The sequence below is a fragment of the Sphingomonas sp. EU05-FHT14C10 genome (assembly GCF_058790595.1).
The window spans coordinates 1-19,758 of sequence record NZ_JBYTEN010000006.1; the positions used below are offsets into that span (position 1 = coordinate 1).

Genomic DNA, 19,758 nt, shown 5'->3' on the forward strand with positions numbered 1-19,758 from the left:
GGCGCCAATCCCTCGCCAAAGGCGGCATGCGGGCCGGAGATGCAAACAAGCATCTCCGGCCCGCGCGATTCCGGGGGTGTGCAAAATGCCGCGAGGCCGCCCCAGCGACGCCGTTAATCTCTCTGACGGTAGCGTTAACATGGCATTCTCGCCCGGTTCAGAACGACTCAGGCATAAGCATTTTCGACAGCGGCGATCCGGAGCCTTTCCTCTTCACCGCCTGACAGGAGCGAAGAAGATGATGAAGATCTCCAAGCGTTTTGCAGCGGTAGCCCTGATCGGGGCGGTTCTGGGCGGGGGCATGGCGGCCACGCCTGCATCGGCCCACACCTCGATCGCGATCGGCTTCAATGCGGGCTTCGGCCCCGGCCCCTTCTTTCCCTATGGGCCGGGACCATACATCCCCGGGCCGCATTATGGACCCGGCCCCTTCGGACCCGGCCCGCACTATGGGCCCGGACCTTTCGGACCCGGCCCGCATTTCGGCCCCGGCCCTCGTCCCTTCGGGCCTGGACCTTTCGGTCCCGGACCGCGCCCGATCGGCCCGGTCGTCTATCGTTGAACTACCCTACGCATCGATCGGCCGGGAGCGCGTTCCATCGCCTGTCGGCCGATCGCTCATACGGCGATCGGAAAGCGCAGCAGCCGGTCGGAAAGCGGTACCAGTGCCTCCGCACCGACGCCTACAGCACGAATAATTTCGGGATGCCCTGCATCGAGCCCGCCGGTCAGCGCGCCGAAGGCCGGCAGGATCAGCTTGGCAGGTGTCGCGACGAAGCAGCGCCGCGCGACGTTGCGACCGCGATGATTGATGCGCAGCTTGGGATGGAAATGGCCTGACAGCTCGGGCCGCGCCTCGCCCGGCTCGGCCTCGTGGCGCAGCACCAGCCCGTCGACCATGGCCTCCACCATGATCTCGCCGCCGCAATCGTCGGCCAGCGCCGCATCATGATTGCCAGTGATCCAGACGAAGCGCAGCCGCGCCGTCAACCGGCCAAGCAGATCGCGCGCCGCACCGGGCAAGCGCGCGCTGCCGCCCGAATCGTGGAAGCTGTCGCCGAGGCACCAGATTTCGCGCGCATCGGTGGCCGCTGCCAGCGCCTCGAGATCGGCGAGCGTCGCGATCGAATCATAGGGCGGCAGCATTTGCCCGAAGCGCGCAAACCAGCTCGCCTTTTCGAGATGCAGATCGGCGACGAGCAAGGCACGCCGCGCGGGCCAGTAAAGCGCGCCCTGCGGCAGCGCGGCCAAATCATGCCCTGCGAACGAAAAGGGAACCATGCGCCGGGATTAGCGCGAAGCCGCTACCCGGCGCAATCGTGCCTATCGGCGGAAGGCGAACCGGGCGGTCGTGGCGATGGCGCGCGCATCGAGATCGTAGCTCCGGTAGAGATCGACGAGGTCGCCGGTCTGGCCGAAACGGTCGATGCCGAGCGGATGGATGCGCTGGCCGAGCACGCCGCCCAGCCAGGACAGCGCCGAGGGCGATCCATCGAGTACCGTCACCACCCGGCCGTCGCGCCCCAGCGGGCGCAGCAGCGTTTCGACATGCGGCTCGGCCGGCGTCTCGCCCCGGATGCGGGCATGCTGCGCCTGGCTCCATTCGCGGTGGAGCAGGTCGGGCGAGGTGATCGCCAGCAGACCGAGGCCGGGATGATCCTCGCCGAGCGCCGTCCACGCCTCGATCGCCTCGGGCATGATCGCGCCCATATAGGCGATGGCCTGCGTCCCCTTCGGCTCCCTCAGCCAATAGCCGCCTTTCAGCGCCTCGGCCTTCCATGCCTCCCCGCGCCGTTCGGGCGCCGCGACGCTGCGTGTCGAAAGCCGCAGATAGACCGATCCGCCGTCATCGGCCTGCATGTGGCCGAAAGCCCATTCCATGCAGAGCGCAAGCTCATCGGCGGTGGCGGGCTCGAACGCCGTCAGCCCCGGCTGGCCCATGCCGATCAGCGGCGTGTTGATCGACTGGTGTGCGCCGCCTTCCGGCCCCAGCGTCAGCCCCGACGGCGTCGCGACGAGCAGGAAGCGCGCATCCTGATAGCAGCCATAGTTGAGCGCATCGAGGCCGCGCGCGATGAAGGGGTCATAGACAGTGCCGATCGGCAGCAACCGTGACCCGAAGAGCGGCGCCGACAGGCCCATCGCCGCCAGCATGAGGAAGAGATTGCTCTCGGCGATGCCGAGCTCGACATGCTGGCCCGCGCCGTGCGCGCCCCATTTCTGCACCGAGGGAATCTTTGCGGCCTGGAAGACGTCGGCCAGCTCCTGCCGGCGGAACAGGCCGCGCTGGTTTACCCAGGGGCCGAGATTGGTGGAGACGGTGACGTCGGGCGACGTCGTCACGATCTGCTCGGCGAGCGGGTGGCCGGACTTGGCGAGCTCCAGCAGGATCTTGCCGAACGCCATCTGCGTCGATTGCTCGCGCCCCGACGGCGCGGCGATCGCGGGAATCGGCGTTGCCGGCACGCGGGGCTCGGCGGGCTTGCGCGCGAAGGGCGCATCCTCTGCAAAGGCCTTCAGCTGGGCGGCGGCATTGGCGCCGAGCCCGCCATAAGGCTCCCATTCCGCGCCGGGGGCGATGCCCATGCTGTCGCGGAGACCCTCGATCTGGGTCTCGGTCATCAACCCGGCATGATTGTCCTTATGCCCGGCGAGCGCGAGGCCGTGCCCCTTGACGGTATAGGCGATGAACAGCGTCGGCCGTTCGTCCTGCGCCGCCGCGAAGGCCTCGATCAGCGTCTCGGGGCAATGGCCGCCGAGATTGGTCATCAGCTGCGCGAGCGCGGCATCGTCATAATCGTCGATCAGCGCGCGGGCGCGGGCGTCCTGCGCGAAATCGCGGTGCAGGCGCGCGCGCCAGGCCGCCCCGCCCTGATAGGTGAGCGCGGCGAATTCGGCATTGGGGCAATTGTCGATCCAGTCGCGCAGCGCGACGCCGCCGGGGCGCGCGAAGGCGGCCATCTGGCGCTTGCCATATTTGAGCGTGACGACGCGCCAGCCGCAGGTCTCGAAAATATCGTCGAAGCGACGGAACATGCGGTCCGCCGTCGTCGCGTCGAGGCTCTGGCGGTTATAGTCGACGATCCACCAGCAATTGCGGATGTCGTGCTTATAGGCCTCGATCAGGCATTCGTAGATATTGCCTTCGTCGAGCTCGGCATCGCCGAGCAGCGCGATCATCCGCCCCGCCTCGCCTTCCGAAAGACGGCCATGCGCGATGAGATAATCCTGCACGAGGCTGGCGAAGGCCGTGATCGCGACGCCGAGGCCGACCGAACCCGTGGAGAAATCGACGGGAATATAGTCCTTGGTGCGGCTGGGATAGCTTTGCATCCCGCCCAGCCCGCGAAAGCGCCGGAGCTGATCGAGGGTCTGCTGGCCGAGCATATAGTGGATGGCGTGGAGCAACGGCCCGGCATGCGGCTTCACCGCCACCTTGTCCTGCGGGCGGAGCGCGGTGAAATAGAGCGCCGCCATGATCGTCGACATCGACGCGCACGATGCCTGGTGCCCGCCGACCTTCAGCCCGTCGCGGCTTTCGCGGAGGTGATTGGCGTTGTGGATCGTCCATGCGGACAGCCAGCGCAGCCGCGCGTCGAGCATTTCGACGGCCGTCGCCGCGGCCAGCCCTTCATTCCCTACCGTCCGGACCATGCCGGATTCTCCTTGCACTTAATTCGAGTCGCTGGCCGGTCCGCCTAGAAGCGGCCGGCAGTCGCGGCAACCGGACAATAACAGACCGCTCAGTGGCGCACAGGCTCCAGCGCGATCCGGTAGACCAGCGCATATTGGCCGGCGGGTTTGGCGCCGATCCGCACATGCAGCCCGTCGCTCGCCTGCGTAAAGCCGGTCACCGGGGCTTCGCCGAGGATCGAGACGCCGCGCACCACCAGCCCCGATCTGGCGCCAAGCGAGCGGATCACCGCCTCGCCGCCCGCCGAGGGTTTCATCTGGATCGCGTAGAGGACGCCGTCCTTCGCGGTGAAGCGGAAATCCCCGGTGCTCCACTCGGTCGCCTTGGTATCGTTGAACGATCCGCCGACGACGTTGTTCGGCCCTTCGCCATAGACCAGCCAGGGCGTCGATCCGTAGATCGCCTCGCCATTGACCTTGAGCCAGCCGCCGACCGAGAGCAGGATCTGCTGCACTTCGTCGGGGATCGTGCCGTCGGCGCGCGGGCCGACATTGAGCAGCAGATTGCCGTTCTTGCTGACGATATCGACGAGCTGGTGGACGATGAAATCGGGGGATTTATATTCGTCCTTCGCGAGATAGCCCCACGACTTGTTGCTGATCGAGGTATCGGTCTGCCAATGCAGCGGCCTGATCTCGCCAAGCTGGCCGCGCTCCAGATCGAGCACCGCCGAATGCGGGCTCATCGCGTGATATTTGTAATTGATGATGCCGATCCCGCCGCCCTTTTCGAGCGTGCGATTATAATAATAAGCGGCGAAGCGGGCGACGTCGTCGCGCAGGCTGGGTTGACCGTTCCACCAGTCGAAATACATGATCTCAGGCTTGTACTTCTCGACGATCTCGACCGATCGCGCCAGCCAGTCGTCGGCGAACGCCTTCGAGACATAGGTGAAATCGTTATAGACCGAGTCATCGGTCTCGGCCTCCAGCCAGGCATGGGCCGGGCCGTAAAGCTCGGCATTGGCCGGATCGTTCACATCAGAGCGGAACTGGCGCCCGCCGCCCATGAAGAAATTATGCTCGATGCGGTGAGTGGAGGCGCCGAAATGCATACCTTCAGCGCGCACTGCCGCCGCCAGCTCGCCGCCCGTGTCGCGCTTCGGCCCCTTCTTGACCACGGTCCAGTCCGAAAGCGCGCTGTCATACATGGCGAAGCCGTCATGATGCTCCAATACCGGGACGACATATTGCGCGCCGGCCTGCTTGAAGAGATGCGCCCATGCCTTCGCATCGAAGCGCTCGGCCTTGAACATCGGGACGAAGTCCTTGTAGCCGAACTTGTCCTGCGTGCCGTAGGTCTCGACATGATGTTTGAAGATGTCGGTCCCCTGCACATACATCTGCCGGGGGTACCAGGTGTTGCCATAGGCGGGCACAGCATAGACACCCCAATGGATGAAGATGCCGAACTTGGCATCCTTGAACCATTGCGGAATCTCGTAACCGTTGAGCGATTCATAATCGCCGCGGAACGGCCCGGCCTTGATCTCCTTGTCCATCGTCGCGAGCAGCGCCTTGCGCGGCGCGTCGAACGCCTTGCTCGCCTCGCTCCACTGCTTGACGAACAGCGTGGGGTCGGCCCCGGCGGTCGGCGCGAAGGGGTCCTGCGCCGCCGCCGCCCCGGCGACCGAGGCAGCGCCCAGCAGCATCAGCGCGCGCATCACCGTCGCGATCTTCATTTCGCCTTGCCTCGCAATTGTTCGAAGGTCGCATTGCCGATCGGATAATCGGCCCAGGATCCGAAATCGAAGTGCCACCATTCCTCGGGATAGACGGCGAAGCCGTTGCCCTCCATCGCCGAGCGCAGCACCTCGCGCAGCCAGCGCTCGTGATCGGTGCCGCCGACATAGTTGGAATAGGAGCGATCGGAGAATTCGTCGTAGCGCCCGGTCATCTCCACGGCCTTGCCCGTCGCCAGCGCATAGAGCGTCAGATCGACCGCCGCGCCGCGATTGTGGCGCGATCCCTGCGACGGATCGGCGACGAACTGATGGCGATCGGGCGGCGTCGCATCCCAGAAGATCTTTGTGACGTACCACGGCCGGTAAGCGTCGTGGATCAGCAGGCCGTAGCCGCGGGCGTGGAGCGCGGCGCTCGCCCTGGCGACGGACTCCGCCGCCGGCTTCTGCATGAAGGCACCCGAGCTTTCATAAACGGGGACGCCGAGGAAATTGGTATCCATCGCATAGCGTATCTCGAGCTTGATCGAGGGATCGAGCACATCGAGCGCGACGAGATCCGACTTGCGCGGCTTGGGCGCCTCGGCCGGCGGGCTGGCGGCAAGCGCTGTCTTGCGCAGCGTGCTGATGTCGCCATTGACGCCCTGCCGGACGAGGGCCTGTGCCTCCGCCCCGAAATCGCGGCGCGGCCAGACGATGCCGTTGAACGAAACGGCCGTGGCCCGGCCACTCGCATCGCGCTCGAAATGAAGGCTTTCGAGCGGATAGAGACCGCGGTCCTTGGGGAAGGCGTAATCATCCGCGTCGATGCGATCGAGCGGACGGTAATCGACCCATTCGATGCGGATGAAAGGCCGGCCGTCGCGCTCGTAGATGCGCAGAACATTGTACGGCCAGCCATATTCGCCGACGAGGGCGGCGAAATCGGGCGCGGGCAGCGGCGGTTCCGCCTGCACGGCGCGCGTGTAGCGGACGCCGGCAAGATCGATCCAGCTACCATCGGGCGCGAAGGCGATGCGATCGTCGAGCGTCTGGGCGTCCTCGATCAGATATTTGTCGCCCTGCTTACGGATCATGCCCGCAATCTCGGGGCCGTCGACCGCCAGCTGCGCCTGATAGATGCGCGCGCCGACGCTGGCCTTGCCGTTGCTGTACCAGCCCGAAAGCCGCTTCGCCTCATCGCCTGTAACGGGCGTGCTGCGCGCATAAGCCGGGATCGCCGCGCCTCCGCGCGCGGCGGCCCAGGCCTTCAGCGCATAACGAGCAAGCTTGCCGGCGGTGACGCCCGAATCGACGGTGCTGAACACGACCACGCCGATGCCCGCATCGGGCAGCAGCCTCAGCTCGGTCGAGAAACCATAGACCGCGCCCGAATGGCCGACCATGCGCTGACCGTCGAGATCGGTGACGATGAAGCCGAGGCCGAAGCTGCGCGGGCCATTATTGGTCGGATATTGGACGCGCCACATCTCCTCGACCGTCGCGGGCTTGAGCAGCGCCTGGCCATGATCGAGCATCGCGACGGCGAAGCGGCCGAGATCGCCGGTGGTGGTGTAGAGATTGCCGGCGGCAGGCGTGCCGAGATCGAAGGGCGGCGCGGGAAAGCGCGGCCCATCGAACGACGCCATTTCGCTATACGCCAGCCGGTCTTTCACCGGGGGCAGCGTCATGCTGCTCGCCTTCATGCCGAGCGGCACGAGGATCAGCTCGTTCAGCGCCTGCTCGTAAGGCTTGCCCGTCACCGCTGCGAGCACCTCGCCCACCACGGCCAACCCAGCGTTCGAATATTTGGTCAGCGTGCCCGGCTTAGCGACCAGAGTCGTGTCGTTGAGGCTGAGGACGGTATCGGCCTGCCCCTTGGCGTCGGCATCGAAATAATGGCCGCGCGGCGGCTCGCGCACCAGCCCGCTGCGATGCGTCATCAGCTGGCGGAGCGTGATCTCGCCGCCGAACGGATTATGCGGATGGAAGCTGGGCAGATAGCGCGTCACCGGCGCATCGAGATCGAGCTTGCCGGCCTCGACCAGCCGCATGATCGCGGTGTCGGTCAGCAGTTTTGAAACCGATCCGGCGCGGTAGACGGTATCGGGTCCGGCGGGCTGGCTGCGCCCGGCATCGGCAAACCCCCACGCGCCCGACCAGACGACGCCGCCCTTGTCGACCAGCGCGATCGCGATCGAGGGAATCTTCTCATTCTCGATTTCCCATTTCGCCGCGCCCGCAATGGCATCGGCCGGCGGAGCCGGCGCCGCTGCTGCGGGGACCGCGAGGATCAGCCCGATCAGGAAGAGCGAAGCGAGATAGAGCCGGCGAGTCATCGCAAATCCAGTCCTTCAGAAGAAAGTGGCGATCGCATCGACGACGAGTCCGTCGTCGTCGACCTCGAACAGCGTCCGCCATTTGTCGAAGGTCGTGCAAGGGTGCGATACGCCGAAACCAACCTGATCGCCGATACCGAGCGACGTCGCACCGCGCACCGCGACATGCGCATGCTGATCGGACAGCCGTTCGACCGCGAAGGTGCCGGACGCGACGCGTTCGATCGCGCCGCTCAGGCGTGGCCGCGCCAGGATGATCTCGGGCATGTGCGCATCGTAGGAAATATCGCGCTTGCCCAGATTGGCGAACATCCAGCCGGGCTCGGGCCAGGACTGGATTTCGGCCCAGACCTCGAGCGCATTGTGCAGCCGGCCTTCGATCCCGCCCTCGCCATTGCGTTCGAGGAGGCGTTCGAAAGCCAGCTCATACTGGATGGAATCATGGCTGATGTAGCAGCCGCTGCGCAGCACCACGAGCGGATCGGAGCCGATCCGGGCGGCCTTGAAGCGACGCGCGACCATATCGAAGAAGCGCGATCCGCCCGCCGTCAGCATGACCGGACGGGTGGGATCGAACAGCTTTTCGGCCGCGATCATCTCGGCCGCGCGCACGGTTTCGAGAAGCAGCGCATCGACATTGGGTTCCATGCCGGCATCGGTGCCGCCCGCCACGATCCCCTCGAAGGTCGCGACGCCGACGATGCTGAGCTCGCTGCGCCGCGCCGCCGCACGCGCCAGCGCAAGCGCCGTATCCGCGCCGCGCACGCCGGTGCGACCACCCGCGACGCCGATCTCGACGAGCACCGGGATCGGGCGGCCGAGCCCGGCAAGCTGCGCGGCGTCGGCCAGCAGTTCCGCCCCGGCGAGCGAATCGATGAAGAGGATGACCTCGAAATCCGGATCCGCTTCCATCTCCCGCGCCAGCCAGGCCGCGGCTTCGGCCGAGGCGATCTGGTTGGAGAAGATGATGCGCGGCACGCCGAAACGGCGATAGAGGCGGAGATGCGCCATGGTCGCGCACGACAGCCCCCAGGCGCCGTCGCGGAGCTGGCGATCGAAGATCTGGGGGGCCATCGTCGTCTTGCCATGCGGGCACAGCGCCACGCCGAAGCGTTCCGCGAAGCGCTGCATCCACGCAGCATTATTCTCGATGACAGAGCGGCGCAGTACCGCCGCCGGCAGCTGGAGATCGCTGTGCAGGCGCCAGCCCGCGCCCGCGATGTCGCCCAGCTTCATGCCTTCGGACCGGGATGGCAGGCCCTTGTCGCCGGCCCCGATACGCATCTCACTTATGGACTGGAGCTTCAGCAAGGCATCCCCTCGACCTGCGCCGGCATCTCCGTTCGGGAGAATACCGACGCAGGCTTCACATTTTTCTGGCTGGTTCAGAAGTTGAAGCGGACGCCCGCCGTATATTGGCGACCGATGACGTCGTAGAGCTGACGCGCGGTCTGGAACTGATAGCCGGTGAAGGGAGGATCCTTGTCGAAGGCGTTGAGGATCGTTCCGAAGAGCGCGACCTTTCCGCCGCTCGTCGTCTTGAACAGCGTGAATTCACCCGACAGATCGACATAGAAGCGCCCGCTGACATTATTCCAGTCGAGCGTCACGTCGTCCCGCGTGATCACGCCGCCGCCGACATAACGACCGGTCACGCCGAAACGATAGTTGTCGGTCGAATAGTTCACGCTGACATTGGCGCGCCAGTGCGGCGTACCGCCAGGGCCGTCGAGCACGGGCTGATCGGTATTGCCCGCGAACTTGGTGACGTCGCCATTCTGGCCGACCAGGTTGAGCTTGTTGACGTAGCTGGTCAGCCCGCGGAAATCGAGCATGCCGTTGCCGATCGGCAGGCGATAGGCGACTTCCACGTCGATGCCGTTGGTGATGATCTTCTGGAAGTTGACCGGCGCGAGCAGGATGTTCGAGATGCGGCCGTCCGAACCGCGCTGGACTAGCAGGCAGCTCGCCGCGTCGCCCCCATTGCACCGCGTGACGATCGTCTGCGCGGTGAGCGAGGCGATCGCGCCCTTCACCTTGATGTCGTAATAGTCGATCGAAATGCTGAGGCGCGGGGCGAAGGACGGGGTGAGGACGACGCCAGCGGTCAGCGTGTCGGCCTTTTCGGGCTTCAGATAGGGATTGCCGCCGGTCGTCTGGCTGACCGTGTAGGTGGCGTTGGTCTTGGTATCCGTGATGCCGCCGATCAGCGTCTGGCCAGCCGCGAACAGCTCGTTGATGTTAGGCGCGCGGATGTCGCGCGACCGGGTGGCGCGGAAACGGATGCTGTCGTTGAGCGTGTAGTTGACGCCTGCCTTCCACGTCTCGACGGTGCCCGAGGTGCGATAATCAGTGACGCGGCCGCCGAGATCGATTTCGAGATTCTTCGCCCAGCTCTCATCCTTGGCGAGCGGGACGACGACTTCCGCGAAACCTTCCTTGACGACTTCGTGCGCCGAATAGGGTTTGACGTTGCCGACGCGAAACAGGCTCTTGTTGGGGGTGGCCGAGATGGGATCGGACGTCACGTCGACGTTGAGGCGACGATATTCGCCGCCGAACGCGACCGAGACAGGGCCGGCCCAGGTGGAGAACGGCTCGCCGCGAACCACGAGGTCCGCTACCGTCTGCGCCTGACGCCAGTCACGCACTGAGGTGCCGGTGATATAGTCGATCGCCTGCGAAGAGGGCGACCCTACGCCGAACAGGTTGAGGGGGACGCAGCCATTGGTCGGATCGGTAAGCGTCGAGCGGCAAACGACGCTGCCCGTCGCGGGATTGACCACGGCATCGATCGCGAGCAGGCGATTGGCCTTGATCACGTCGTCCGTGAACAGCGTCAGCGTGCGCGTCTTGCCATAGGAGACGGAAGCGTCGAAGGTCCAGCTATCGACAATCCCGCCCTTCAGGCCGCCCATCGCCTGCCAAGTATGCGCCTTCTGCTTGATGCGGCCGACACCATAATCCTCGAGGCTGCGGCCGAAGGTGAAGCTGCTTTCTCCCGCAGCCGCCAGCGCGGAGCGCAGCGATGCAGGCAGATAGGCGTTGTCGGCCTTGATCGTGAACACGTCATCGGCCGGGATCGAGCGCTCGTTGAGCCTTGAACGGGCATAGGTGAAGCTCGCATAGGCGGTCAGCGCATCAGTCAGCTCATAGTTGACGCCGGCATAGGCGCTCTGCCGCTTGGTCGGCGCGACGAGCACATAGGGCGAGGCGAGTTCGTCGCCGTCGCCACCGTCCATCGTGTTGTCTTCGGTCAGATAGGCGCCATAGCGGAAAGGCATCGGCGACCCGTTGGCGCCGAACTGGATTCCGCTCAGCACACCCGAGGTGATGACGCCGCCGGGCGCGGCATAGGAAGCCCGCGCATCGTTGACGTGGACGAGAAACGGCTGTGACGGATCGGTCTCGTTCGCGGGATTGATGATCAGCGACCGGTTGCCCGCCCATTTGCGCTTGCTGGCGTCCTTGATGCCGCTGTTCTGCGCCGATTCGACGCCGACGAGCAAATGGCCGCGGCCTTCGGCGAACTTGGTGCCGAAGGCGAAGGAAGCGAGGTAATTGCGGTTGTCGTTATGATCGGTGATGCCGCCCTGGATGCTGCCGCGCAGCCCGTTGAACGTGTTGTCGAGCTTGAAGTTGACCACGCCCGCCACGGCGTCCGAACCATAGGCGGCGGATGCGCCGCCGGTCACCACGTCGACGCTGCCGATCAGCGCCTGGGGAATGAGGTTGGTGTTGATGACGCCTTCGGGCGTGGTCGGCACATAGCGCTTGCCGTCGATCACGGTCAGCGTGCGCAGATAGCCGAGGCCGCGCAGATCCATGTAGTTGCCGCCGGCGAGCTTGGAGAGGTTGCTGACCGAGGACGGCGTAATGCTGGGCTTCAGCGCCGGCAGCTGGTTGAGCGCATCGGCGACGTTGACCGCGCCGACGCGCAATATGTCGGCCGAGGTCACGTTGGTAATCGGGGTCGCCGAGACGAAGCCCGGGCGCGCAATCTGCGATCCGGTGACGATGATGTCGCCGCCCTCGCCGGGGTTGCCATTATTGTCGGCGGGCGCCGTCTGCTGCGCATGCAGCGGCGAAACGCCGACAAGCGCCGCAAGCGCGACCGCGAGCATCGCCTGGCCCGAACGGGCATGGACTGTCGTCGAACAGAGATTGTTACGCATACGGCGGAGGAACCGCGCTTCCCGATATGCACTTGCCATGATGCTTGCCCCTTTATCGATATGGTATCGTGAGTTTTTTGCGGTCCGATCACCGCGTCGCAAAATAATCGAACAGGCTTCGGCTGATCTCCGCGATCGCGCGTTCGCGCTGCGGGCCGGGCAGGCTGCTGCTCTTGGTATAGACCGCGATCAGCAGATGGCCGCGCCCGCCGGGCAATGTGATCATGCCGACGTCATTGAGCGCACCGCCGAGTGTTCCGGTCTTGTGCGCGACGATTGTTCCCTGCGGCAAAAGCCCCTTCAGCCGCGCCTGCCCCGTCTCGCAGCGTTCCATCACGCCGATCAGGAAGGTGCGGCTTTCGGGCTTGAGCAATGGCCCGGCGAGCAGCTTGGCGAGCAGATCGACCATTGCGGTCGGCGCGCTCGTGTCGCGCGGGTCTTTCTCGAAAGCGGCGCTGGCCGAATAGGCGACTTTCTCGATGTCGGCGTCGCTCAGCCCGCGCGCCATGAACTGCCTGGCGAAGGGCGAGCCTTCGGGCGTCCCGTAAAAGTCGTTGAGCACGTCGTTGACGCTGCGATCGACCTGCATATCGGCAATGCCGCTCGCACGCAGCCAAGCCGTCACCGCCGCCGGTCCGCCGGCGAGCGTGAGCATCTTGTCGGTCGCGGTATTGTTGCTCTGGGTGAGCATCAATTCCATCAGGTTGGCGACCGAGAGGGTGATGCCGGGATGGATGAGGTGATCGGCGACTTCGCCGGTCTGGTCGAAATCGCGCTGGGTGACGCTGACCATCTGGTCGAGGCTCACCTGCCCCTTGTCGACCCGCGTCAGCAGCGTACCGGCAATGGCGACCTTGTAGGTGCTTGCCATCGGGAAGCGCTCGCCCCCCGCGACCGCGCCGCTCTCACCCGTCTCGACGAGACGGAAGGCCACGCCCACGCGACCTTGGATCTGTTTTTCCAAAGTGAGAATCTGCGCTGACACCGCCTGCTGCACCGAAGCCGCCACCGGCCGGGCAGGAACGGCGGCTGGAAGCTGCGCCGGTTGCGCGGCAACGGACGAAGCGGCGAATAATGCCGCCAAAGCCAGTCCGGCCCCGAGTCTTGACATATGGCCAACACCCCCCCTCTTTGGCGACCGGATCATTTTCCATGCCGCATTAATTTCTCTATATGGAAACATATTTGCAGCGCAACATGAATCTGTCAAAAAATGCGCTCATCAGGAGCTTTTTCGCCGCACGGCAAATGTGCTAGGAAATATCGGATGTCAGCGAATATGAGCCTGGGCGCGATCGTGAAGCGCATCCGCAGGGACCGGCAATGGACGCTCGCGGAAATGAGCGACGTTTGCGGTATCCCTCTCTCCACCCTCTCGAAGATCGAGAATGACAAGCTCACTCTCACTTACGATCGGCTGCAGCAGCTCAGTCGTTCGCTAGGAATAGGGCTTGCCGAGCTTTTCTCCGAAGGCGAGCAGAATGACGCCGTCGTCACCGCGCGCCGCAGTATCGCGCGCCTCGACGAGTCGGTGCGCGTCGAGACGCGCAACTATGTCTATAATTATTTGTGCAGCGACCTGCGCAAACGGCGGATGATCCCCATCCACGTGAAGGTCACCGCCAAGTCGCTCGACGAGTTCGGCGACCTTGTCCGTCACGGCGGCGAGGAATTCGCCTTCGTCGTCGAAGGCGCGGTCGTCTTCCATTCGGAATTCTATGCGCCCGTCACGCTCAACAAGGGCGAAGGCGTCTATATCGACAGCAATATGGGCCATGCCTATGTCGTCGCCCCCGGCTTCGAGCAGGCGACCATCCTGTCGGTCTGTGCGTCGGCCGACGAAAATCTGCAGCAGCATCTGATCGCCGAGGCCGAAGGCCGCATCGCGGAGCAGGCGCTGTCCTGACCGGCGTGTCACGCCTGATGTGAAAGCGGCGCCCGATCCAGCTTTGCTGGATCAGGCTTAAGCCAGACAGGCGTCGATCAGCCTTTCGAACCCCGCCGCGACGCGGAAGGGATCGGCCGCGGGCAGGCCGGTCTGCTTCTCGGCGGCGGCCAGTGCCTCGTCCGCCTCGCTCAGGCTCATGCCTGCGGTGTTGAGGCTGATCCCCGCACAGCGCACATTCGGATTGGTCAGCCGCGCCAGCGACAGATAGAGCGCGATGACTTCGGGCAGCGGCGGAATGGGGAAGCCCTTGAGCCCGCGAATCTCGGTCCGGCGCGGATCGTGGCACAGTACGATCACATCGGGCTGGCTGCCGTGGAGCAGGCCTAGCGTTACCGCCGCGAACGAGGGGTGAAGCAGCGATCCCTGCCCTTCGACGAGATCCCAGTGATCGGGCGCCGCCGCCGGCGAAAGCTGCTCCGCCGCGCCCGAGATGAAATCGCTGACCACCGCGTCGATCGGAATGCCGCTGCCGCTGATCATGATCCCGGTCTGCCCGGTGGCACGATAGGTCGCGTCGATGCCGCGATTGGCGAAGCCGCGCGCCAGCGAGAGCGCGGTATATTTCTTGCCGAGCGCGCAATCGGTGCCGACGGTCAGCAGGCGGCGGCCGCTGCGCCGTTCGCCGGTGCCGACGGGCAGGTCGGCGGGCGGGATGCGGATATCGATCAGCCGCCGGCCGAGCCGATCGGCCGCGGCCTTGAGCACGGGCACATCGCCAAGCCGGCGATGCATCCCGCTGACGATGTCGAGCCCGGCCTCCAGCGCGGCGACGAGCGACGGAACCCAGGCGTCGGGGATGAAGCCGCCGCTGTTGACCACGCCGATGATGATCGAGCGCGCGCCGGCCTTGGCGGCTTCGGCGGGCGACATCTGCTGGAGGCCCGTCGTCACCGTCGCGCCGGGAAGCGCCAGTTCGCCCACGCATTGTTCGGGCGCCCAGTCGCGCAGGCCGAAGGCCGTCTTGGCATAAGTCGGGTCCGCGACGTCGCCGATGAAGAGAAGATAGGGCTGGGGCAGTTCGATCGGCATCAGAGGGCCGCTCCTTGCATCAGAGTGGAGCCCCAGACCGCGTCGGGGCAATCGATAAGACCGTCGCTGTAGCGGACGGAGGGTTCGCGATCGCGCGCGAGCAGCAGCGGCCCGTCGAGATCGACGACGTCGCAAAGCTGGCCGACGACGAAGGACGGCGCCATGGCAAGCGAGGTGCCGACCATGTTGCCGACCATCACGCGCAGATCCATGTCACGCGCGGCATTGGCCATCGCCAGCCCCTCCGTCAGCCCGCCGCACTTGTCGAGCTTGATATTGACGACGTCATAGCGCCCCTTGAGGGCGGCGAGATCGTCGAGCGTCTGCACGCTTTCGTCGGCCGCGATCGGAATGGGCGAGCCCAGCCCGGCAAGCGACGCATCGGCGCCCACCGGCACCGGCTGCTCGATCAGCGCGACGCCGGCCTCGACCAGCGCCGGCAAGAGATCGATCAGCTTCTGCCGGTCGAGCCCCTGATTGGCGTCGACGCCGATCCACGCATCGGGCCGCACCGCGCGCACGGCGCGGACGCGATCGGCATCCAGCCCGTCGCCGATCAGCTTGATCTTCAGCGAGCGCGCGCCGGTATAGCCGACGGCATCGCGCGCCATCACCTCGGGCGTGTCGCCGCCGATCGTCCAGGTGCTGAGCAACGGGCGCGGCGTAGCCAGCCCCGCAAGCTTCCACACGGGCACGCCTGCACGGTGCGATTCGAGCTCCCAATAGGCGCAGTCGAGCGCGTTGCGCGCGCCGCCTGCCGGGAGCAGCGTCTGCAGGTCGCCGCGTTCCGCGCCGGCCTCGATCGCATCGCGGACGGCCTCGATCTGCGCCGCCATGCTCTCGGCGGTCTCGCTGCGATAATAGACGCCCTGCGCCTCGCCGCGCCCGCGATGTTCGCCGTCGTCGATCGTCACGAACACGCCGCGCGATTCGGCGAAGACATTGCCCGCGATGCGGAAGGGCTTGGCCAGCGGCCATGCCTCGATCGCGACGTGAAGCGACAGCCGGCTCATGACGAGGCCTTCGCGCACATGCCGCGCAGGACCCGGCCCGGGCGCTCAGCGGTGGGCTTGCCCTGATCGAGCACGACCTTGCCGTTGACGATCACATAGTCGACGCCTTCGGCGGGAACGAAGGGATGATCCCACGTCGCCTTGTCGTCGAGCCGGTCGTAGTTGAAGACGGTGATATCGGCGACGAGGCCGGTGCGCAGCACGCCGCGATCACTGATCCCCAGCCGGTTGGCGGGCCAGGAAGTCAGCTTGCGCACCGCATCCTCGAGCGTCAGCACGTGGCGGCGCTTCACATATTCGGCGATGATGCGCGGGAAGGTGCCGTAGGCGCGCGGATGGACCAGGCCCAGCTCCTCCATCTCGCCGAGCTTGACCGATGCGGCGGAATCGCTGCCGATCCCGACCCACGGCTCCTTGATCGCCGCCGTCACGTCGCGCTCGTCCATCATCATGAACAGCGACATCGCGCGGTGGGGCATCGCGTCGATCACGATATCATAAGCGACATCGACGGGATCGCGGTGCAGCGTGTCGGCGATCGCCTGGATCGACTTATACTGATACTGGTCCCATTTCGGGCTGTAGGCGTTGGCGAGGATGATATGATCCCAGCCGCCCGATGCCTCGACGAGGTTCGACCAGCCGGGCTGCGACCCCGCCTTCACTTCCTGCTTCAGCCGGGCGCGGATCGCGGGATCCTTCAGCCGTTCGATCGCCTTCGCCTCGCCATCCTCATAGACCCAGTTGGGCACGGTGATGCTGAGCCCGGTTCCCGCACCGACATAGGGATAGAGATCGGCTGCGACGTCGACGCCGCGGTCGCGCGCATCCTGGATCAGCTTCAGCGCCTGCGGCATCAGCTTGCCCCACTCCGGCGCATAGGCCGCCTTCAGATGGAATATCTCCACCTTCACATGCGCTTTCTCGCCGATCTCGATCGCCTCGCGGATCGCATCGAGCAGCTTGCCGCTCTCGTCGCGCATATGCGTGGCATAGATGCCGTTGCACGGCGCTGAAGCACCGACGACCTGGATCAGGTCCTGCGTCGTCTGGAAGGAATCAGGCGGATAGATGAGCGCGGACGTGACGCCGATCGCGCCGGCGTTCATCGCGGTGCGGATCTTGTCCTGCATCGCCGCGATCTGCGCCGAGGTCGGCGTGCCCGCCTTGTCGCCCATCACTTCGACGCGCGATTGCGACGCGCTGTAGTAAGTCGCGAAATTGACCGCGATGCCCTGTGTCTCGAGGCGCTTGAAATAGTCGACAATCTGGTTGGCGGGAACGGAAGTGCCCCCTTCCCCGTCGATCACGGTCGTCAGCCCCTGACGCAACTTGCTTTCCGCGAGGCCGTTCTTGAGCAGCACATCGTTCGACTGGTCCATCATGTCGATCCAGCCGGGCGACACATAGTCGCCGGTGGCGTCGATCTCGCGCGCTCCCCGGCCGGTGATCTTGCCGATTGCGGCGATGCGGCCATTCTTCACCGCAACGTCGGCACGCACCCAGGGATTGCCTGCGCCGTCGAGCACGCGCCCGTTGCGGATCACCAGATCATAGTCGGGGGCGCTGGTCTGCGCGTCGGCGACCGGCGCGACCGCGACGATGCCCGCCAGCGCGGCGCCGGCCATCAGCAGGGACTTGATCATGCGTGCGACTCCCTATTTTCGGTTTCGGCGGGGCGGCGCAGCAGCCGCCCGACGCCGATCGTGATCAGCGGCAGGATGAAGATGGCGAGAACGAGATAGGCGAGCAGCCGGTAGCCCTTCGCGATCAGCTCGACGAGGCCGACCGCCTGCGCCACGCCCATCGAGAAGGCGAGCAGCAATATGGTGACGATGAAGCGCAGGCGCGGCGTATCGAGCCCGCCGCGTCCCTTGCGATGCGCCACGACGCGTTCGTTGATCGCATGGACGTTGCCGACGCTGCATTCGAGGAGCGCGGCGAAGATCATCGCCTGGAAGATCCAGTGGAAGATCGGGAAATCGAGCTGGCGCAGGAGGAAATCCGACGGCAGCGCCTGATCGGCGACCTGCGTGCCATAGGCCGACAGGCAGATGAAGAAGACCAGCGCCGGCAGCATCGCGAGCGGGCCGGAGATCAGCCCCGAGATCACCGCCTCGCGCCGCGTGCTCTGGTGCCGGAGCGCGGGGAGGACGAGCACCGCGCCGATCACATTGTAACTGGCATAGGTGATGCCGCCCGTCACCCAGCCGGTCGCGGGGCCGGAGTGCGTAAAGGCATCGCCGATCTTCCCGCCGAAACGCATCAGGCACAGCAGCAGGAAGATCGCATAGGTGCCGTAGAGCAACACCGAGACATATTTGAACAGCCCTTCGACCCAGCCATTGCCCTGCGCGGTGACGATCAAGATGCCGACGACGAGAAGTAGCGTGCCGCCTATCGCCGGCCAGCCGAACAGCGCAGCGCCGATCGCCCCTGCCGCTGCGCCGAATACCGAGAGGGTAACGACAGTGTAGAGGATGAGCAGCGCTTCGAAAGAGAAGGCGAAGCGGCCGAGCAGCGCGCGGAAGAACGCCTGATAGGTGCCCGCGCGCACCGCCTGCGCGAAGAGGAAGGTCAGCGCGCAGATGCCGCTCCAGATCGCCGCCGCAAGCAGCATCGCGCCGACGCCGCCGACCGCGCCGCTGGGCAGGAAGAATTCGACAAGCTCGCGCCCCGTCGCATAACCGCCGCCGATCACCACGGCCTTGAAGGCAAGGCCGGGGAGCAGCAGCCGGTTGATCCATTCGCGCTTCATAGGACTGCCTCCGCATGAAAGCGCGCCGGGCTGACCGCCCGCGCTTCGACGCCTTCGGCCAAAAGATCGTCAGGGATCGGCAGATCGAAGAGCAGGGCCGCGCCGAGCGCAGCGGCGGCGGGCGCCATCTGGATGCCATAGCCGCCCTGCCCCGCGAACCAGAAGAAGCCCGGCGCATCGGGATCCGCGCCGATCACCGGCGCGCGATCGGGCGCGAAGGTGCGCAGTCCCGCCCAGCTATGCGAAATCCGCCGCACCGGAATGTCGACGAGCGTTTCGAACCGATCGACGCCGATCGCGATGTCGAGCTCCTCCGGCTGCGCGTCGGAGGGAACATCCTCGGTTTCGTCGGCGGGCGAGACGAGCAGCTTGCCGGCCTCGGGGCGGAAGTAGAGGCTCTCCTGCACGGTCATCACGAAGGGCCAATCGGCGGTCGCCATCCCCTCGGGCGGATCGACGAGCAGCATCGTGCGACGCAGCGGCTTCAGCCCGACCGGGCGCGCGCCGAACAGCGCGGCGACTTCGTCGCCCCACGCGCCGGCGGCGTCGACCACCCATTCGGCCTCGATCCTCGACCCATCCGAGCAGGCGACCTGCCAGAGCCCGGCGACGCGATCCGCGCCGATCACCCGGCAATCGAACAAGGTCCGGGCGCCGCGCGCGCGCGCCATGCGCAAATAGCTCTGGTGGAGCAGATCGACGTCGATATCCGCCGCCTCGGGATCGTAGCGCGCGCCGACGACCACCTCGCGGCGCAGCGCCGGGACCAGCATCGTCGCCATGTCGACCGAAAGCCGGCGGTGCCCCGCATAGACGGGCGCATCGAGCGCGGCTTCGTGCGCGGCATCGGCGACGGTGAGCAGCCCGCGACGGCGCAGCAGATCATGCCCCTCTGCCTCGGGCGGCGGCACGTGGAGGAAGCCGGCACTCGCCCGCGTCAGCGCGCGGACGACATCATTGCCATAGCTTGGCAAGTACATCGCCGCCGAACGCCCGGTGGTGTGATAGCCCGCCGCATTTTCCGATTCGAGAAGTGTGACATCGGCATGCGGCGCGATGGCAGCAGCGATCGAGGCCCCCGCAATCCCGCTTCCGATCACGACAATATGCGCCTTGGCCACGCCATCCCCCACTTACCTGTC

General features: G+C 65.8%; 13 protein-coding genes. 1 reads left to right on the forward strand and 12 read right to left on the reverse strand.

Translation table 11 applies throughout. From position 1 onward, the window contains the following. Window positions 1-618: 618 nt before the first annotated feature. The 7 genes from pdeM to bla all read right to left on the reverse strand — a co-directional run bounded on the left by pdeM (window position 619) and on the right by bla (window position 13,051). The gene (gene pdeM / locus AC3WT0_RS08030; RefSeq protein WP_492752933.1) at window positions 619-1,281 is read right to left on the reverse strand and encodes a ligase-associated DNA damage response endonuclease PdeM; all 663 of its coding nucleotides are present in this window, start codon (window positions 1,279-1,281) and stop codon (window positions 619-621) included. Between the two features lie 42 nt (window positions 1,282-1,323). Further along, window positions 1,324-3,654, reverse strand: coding sequence for a thiamine pyrophosphate-binding protein (locus AC3WT0_RS08035; protein ID WP_492752935.1), 2,331 nt, complete (start codon window positions 3,652-3,654; stop codon window positions 1,324-1,326). 89 nt (window positions 3,655-3,743) lie between these two features. Beyond that, window positions 3,744-5,375 carry an alpha-L-fucosidase gene (locus AC3WT0_RS08040; protein ID WP_492752936.1) on the reverse strand — a complete coding sequence of 544 codons (1,632 nt, stop codon included), beginning with the start codon at window positions 5,373-5,375 and terminating at the stop codon, window positions 3,744-3,746. Continuing rightward, window positions 5,372-7,693, reverse strand: a complete 2,322-nt coding sequence (locus AC3WT0_RS08045) for a serine hydrolase (RefSeq protein ID WP_492752938.1) — start codon at window positions 7,691-7,693, stop codon at window positions 5,372-5,374. The genes AC3WT0_RS08040 and AC3WT0_RS08045 overlap by 4 nt, the downstream gene beginning before the upstream one ends. Before the next feature lie 15 nt (window positions 7,694-7,708). Beyond that, entirely contained in the window at window positions 7,709-8,977 is a 1,269-nt protein-coding gene (locus AC3WT0_RS08050) for an alanine racemase (protein ID WP_492752940.1), read from the reverse strand. Between the two features lie 101 nt (window positions 8,978-9,078). Then, a complete protein-coding gene (locus AC3WT0_RS08055) occupies window positions 9,079-11,907 on the reverse strand; it encodes a TonB-dependent receptor domain-containing protein (RefSeq protein ID WP_492752942.1) in 2,829 nt (942 codons plus the stop codon). Between the two features lie 49 nt (window positions 11,908-11,956). Beyond that, a complete protein-coding gene (gene bla / locus AC3WT0_RS08060) occupies window positions 11,957-13,051 on the reverse strand; it encodes a class A beta-lactamase (RefSeq protein ID WP_492752945.1) in 1,095 nt (364 codons plus the stop codon). Window positions 13,052-13,135: 84 nt separating this feature from the next. Between bla and AC3WT0_RS08065 the strand changes: the two genes are divergently transcribed. Beyond that, the gene (locus AC3WT0_RS08065; RefSeq protein ID WP_492752947.1) at window positions 13,136-13,774 is read left to right on the forward strand and encodes a helix-turn-helix domain-containing protein; all 639 of its coding nucleotides are present in this window, start codon (window positions 13,136-13,138) and stop codon (window positions 13,772-13,774) included. 57 nt (window positions 13,775-13,831) lie between these two features. Here AC3WT0_RS08065 and AC3WT0_RS08070 read toward each other — a convergent pair whose 3' ends face one another. From AC3WT0_RS08070 to AC3WT0_RS08090, 5 genes are read right to left on the reverse strand one after another with little or no spacing between them, the layout of a single operon-like run. Next, window positions 13,832-14,845 (reverse strand): N-acetyltransferase DgcN family protein, encoded by a 1,014-nt coding sequence (locus tag AC3WT0_RS08070; RefSeq protein ID WP_492752949.1) that lies wholly within the window; start codon window positions 14,843-14,845, stop codon window positions 13,832-13,834. Beyond that, window positions 14,845-15,858: a dipeptide epimerase gene (locus AC3WT0_RS08075; RefSeq protein ID WP_492752952.1), complete on the reverse strand. Its 1,014-nt coding sequence runs from the start codon at window positions 15,856-15,858 to the stop codon at window positions 14,845-14,847. Before AC3WT0_RS08075 ends, AC3WT0_RS08070 begins: the two co-directional genes overlap by 1 nt. Continuing rightward, window positions 15,855-17,504 carry an N-acyl-D-amino-acid deacylase family protein gene (locus AC3WT0_RS08080; RefSeq protein ID WP_492752956.1) on the reverse strand — a complete coding sequence of 550 codons (1,650 nt, stop codon included), beginning with the start codon at window positions 17,502-17,504 and terminating at the stop codon, window positions 15,855-15,857. The genes AC3WT0_RS08075 and AC3WT0_RS08080 overlap by 4 nt, the downstream gene beginning before the upstream one ends. Further along, window positions 17,501-18,616, reverse strand: coding sequence for a YkvI family membrane protein (locus AC3WT0_RS08085; protein ID WP_492752958.1), 1,116 nt, complete (start codon window positions 18,614-18,616; stop codon window positions 17,501-17,503). The genes AC3WT0_RS08080 and AC3WT0_RS08085 overlap by 4 nt, the downstream gene beginning before the upstream one ends. Further along, the gene (locus AC3WT0_RS08090) at window positions 18,613-19,737 is read right to left on the reverse strand and encodes an NAD(P)/FAD-dependent oxidoreductase (RefSeq protein WP_492752961.1); all 1,125 of its coding nucleotides are present in this window, start codon (window positions 19,735-19,737) and stop codon (window positions 18,613-18,615) included. The genes AC3WT0_RS08085 and AC3WT0_RS08090 overlap by 4 nt, the downstream gene beginning before the upstream one ends. Between the last annotated feature and the right edge of the window lie 21 nt (window positions 19,738-19,758).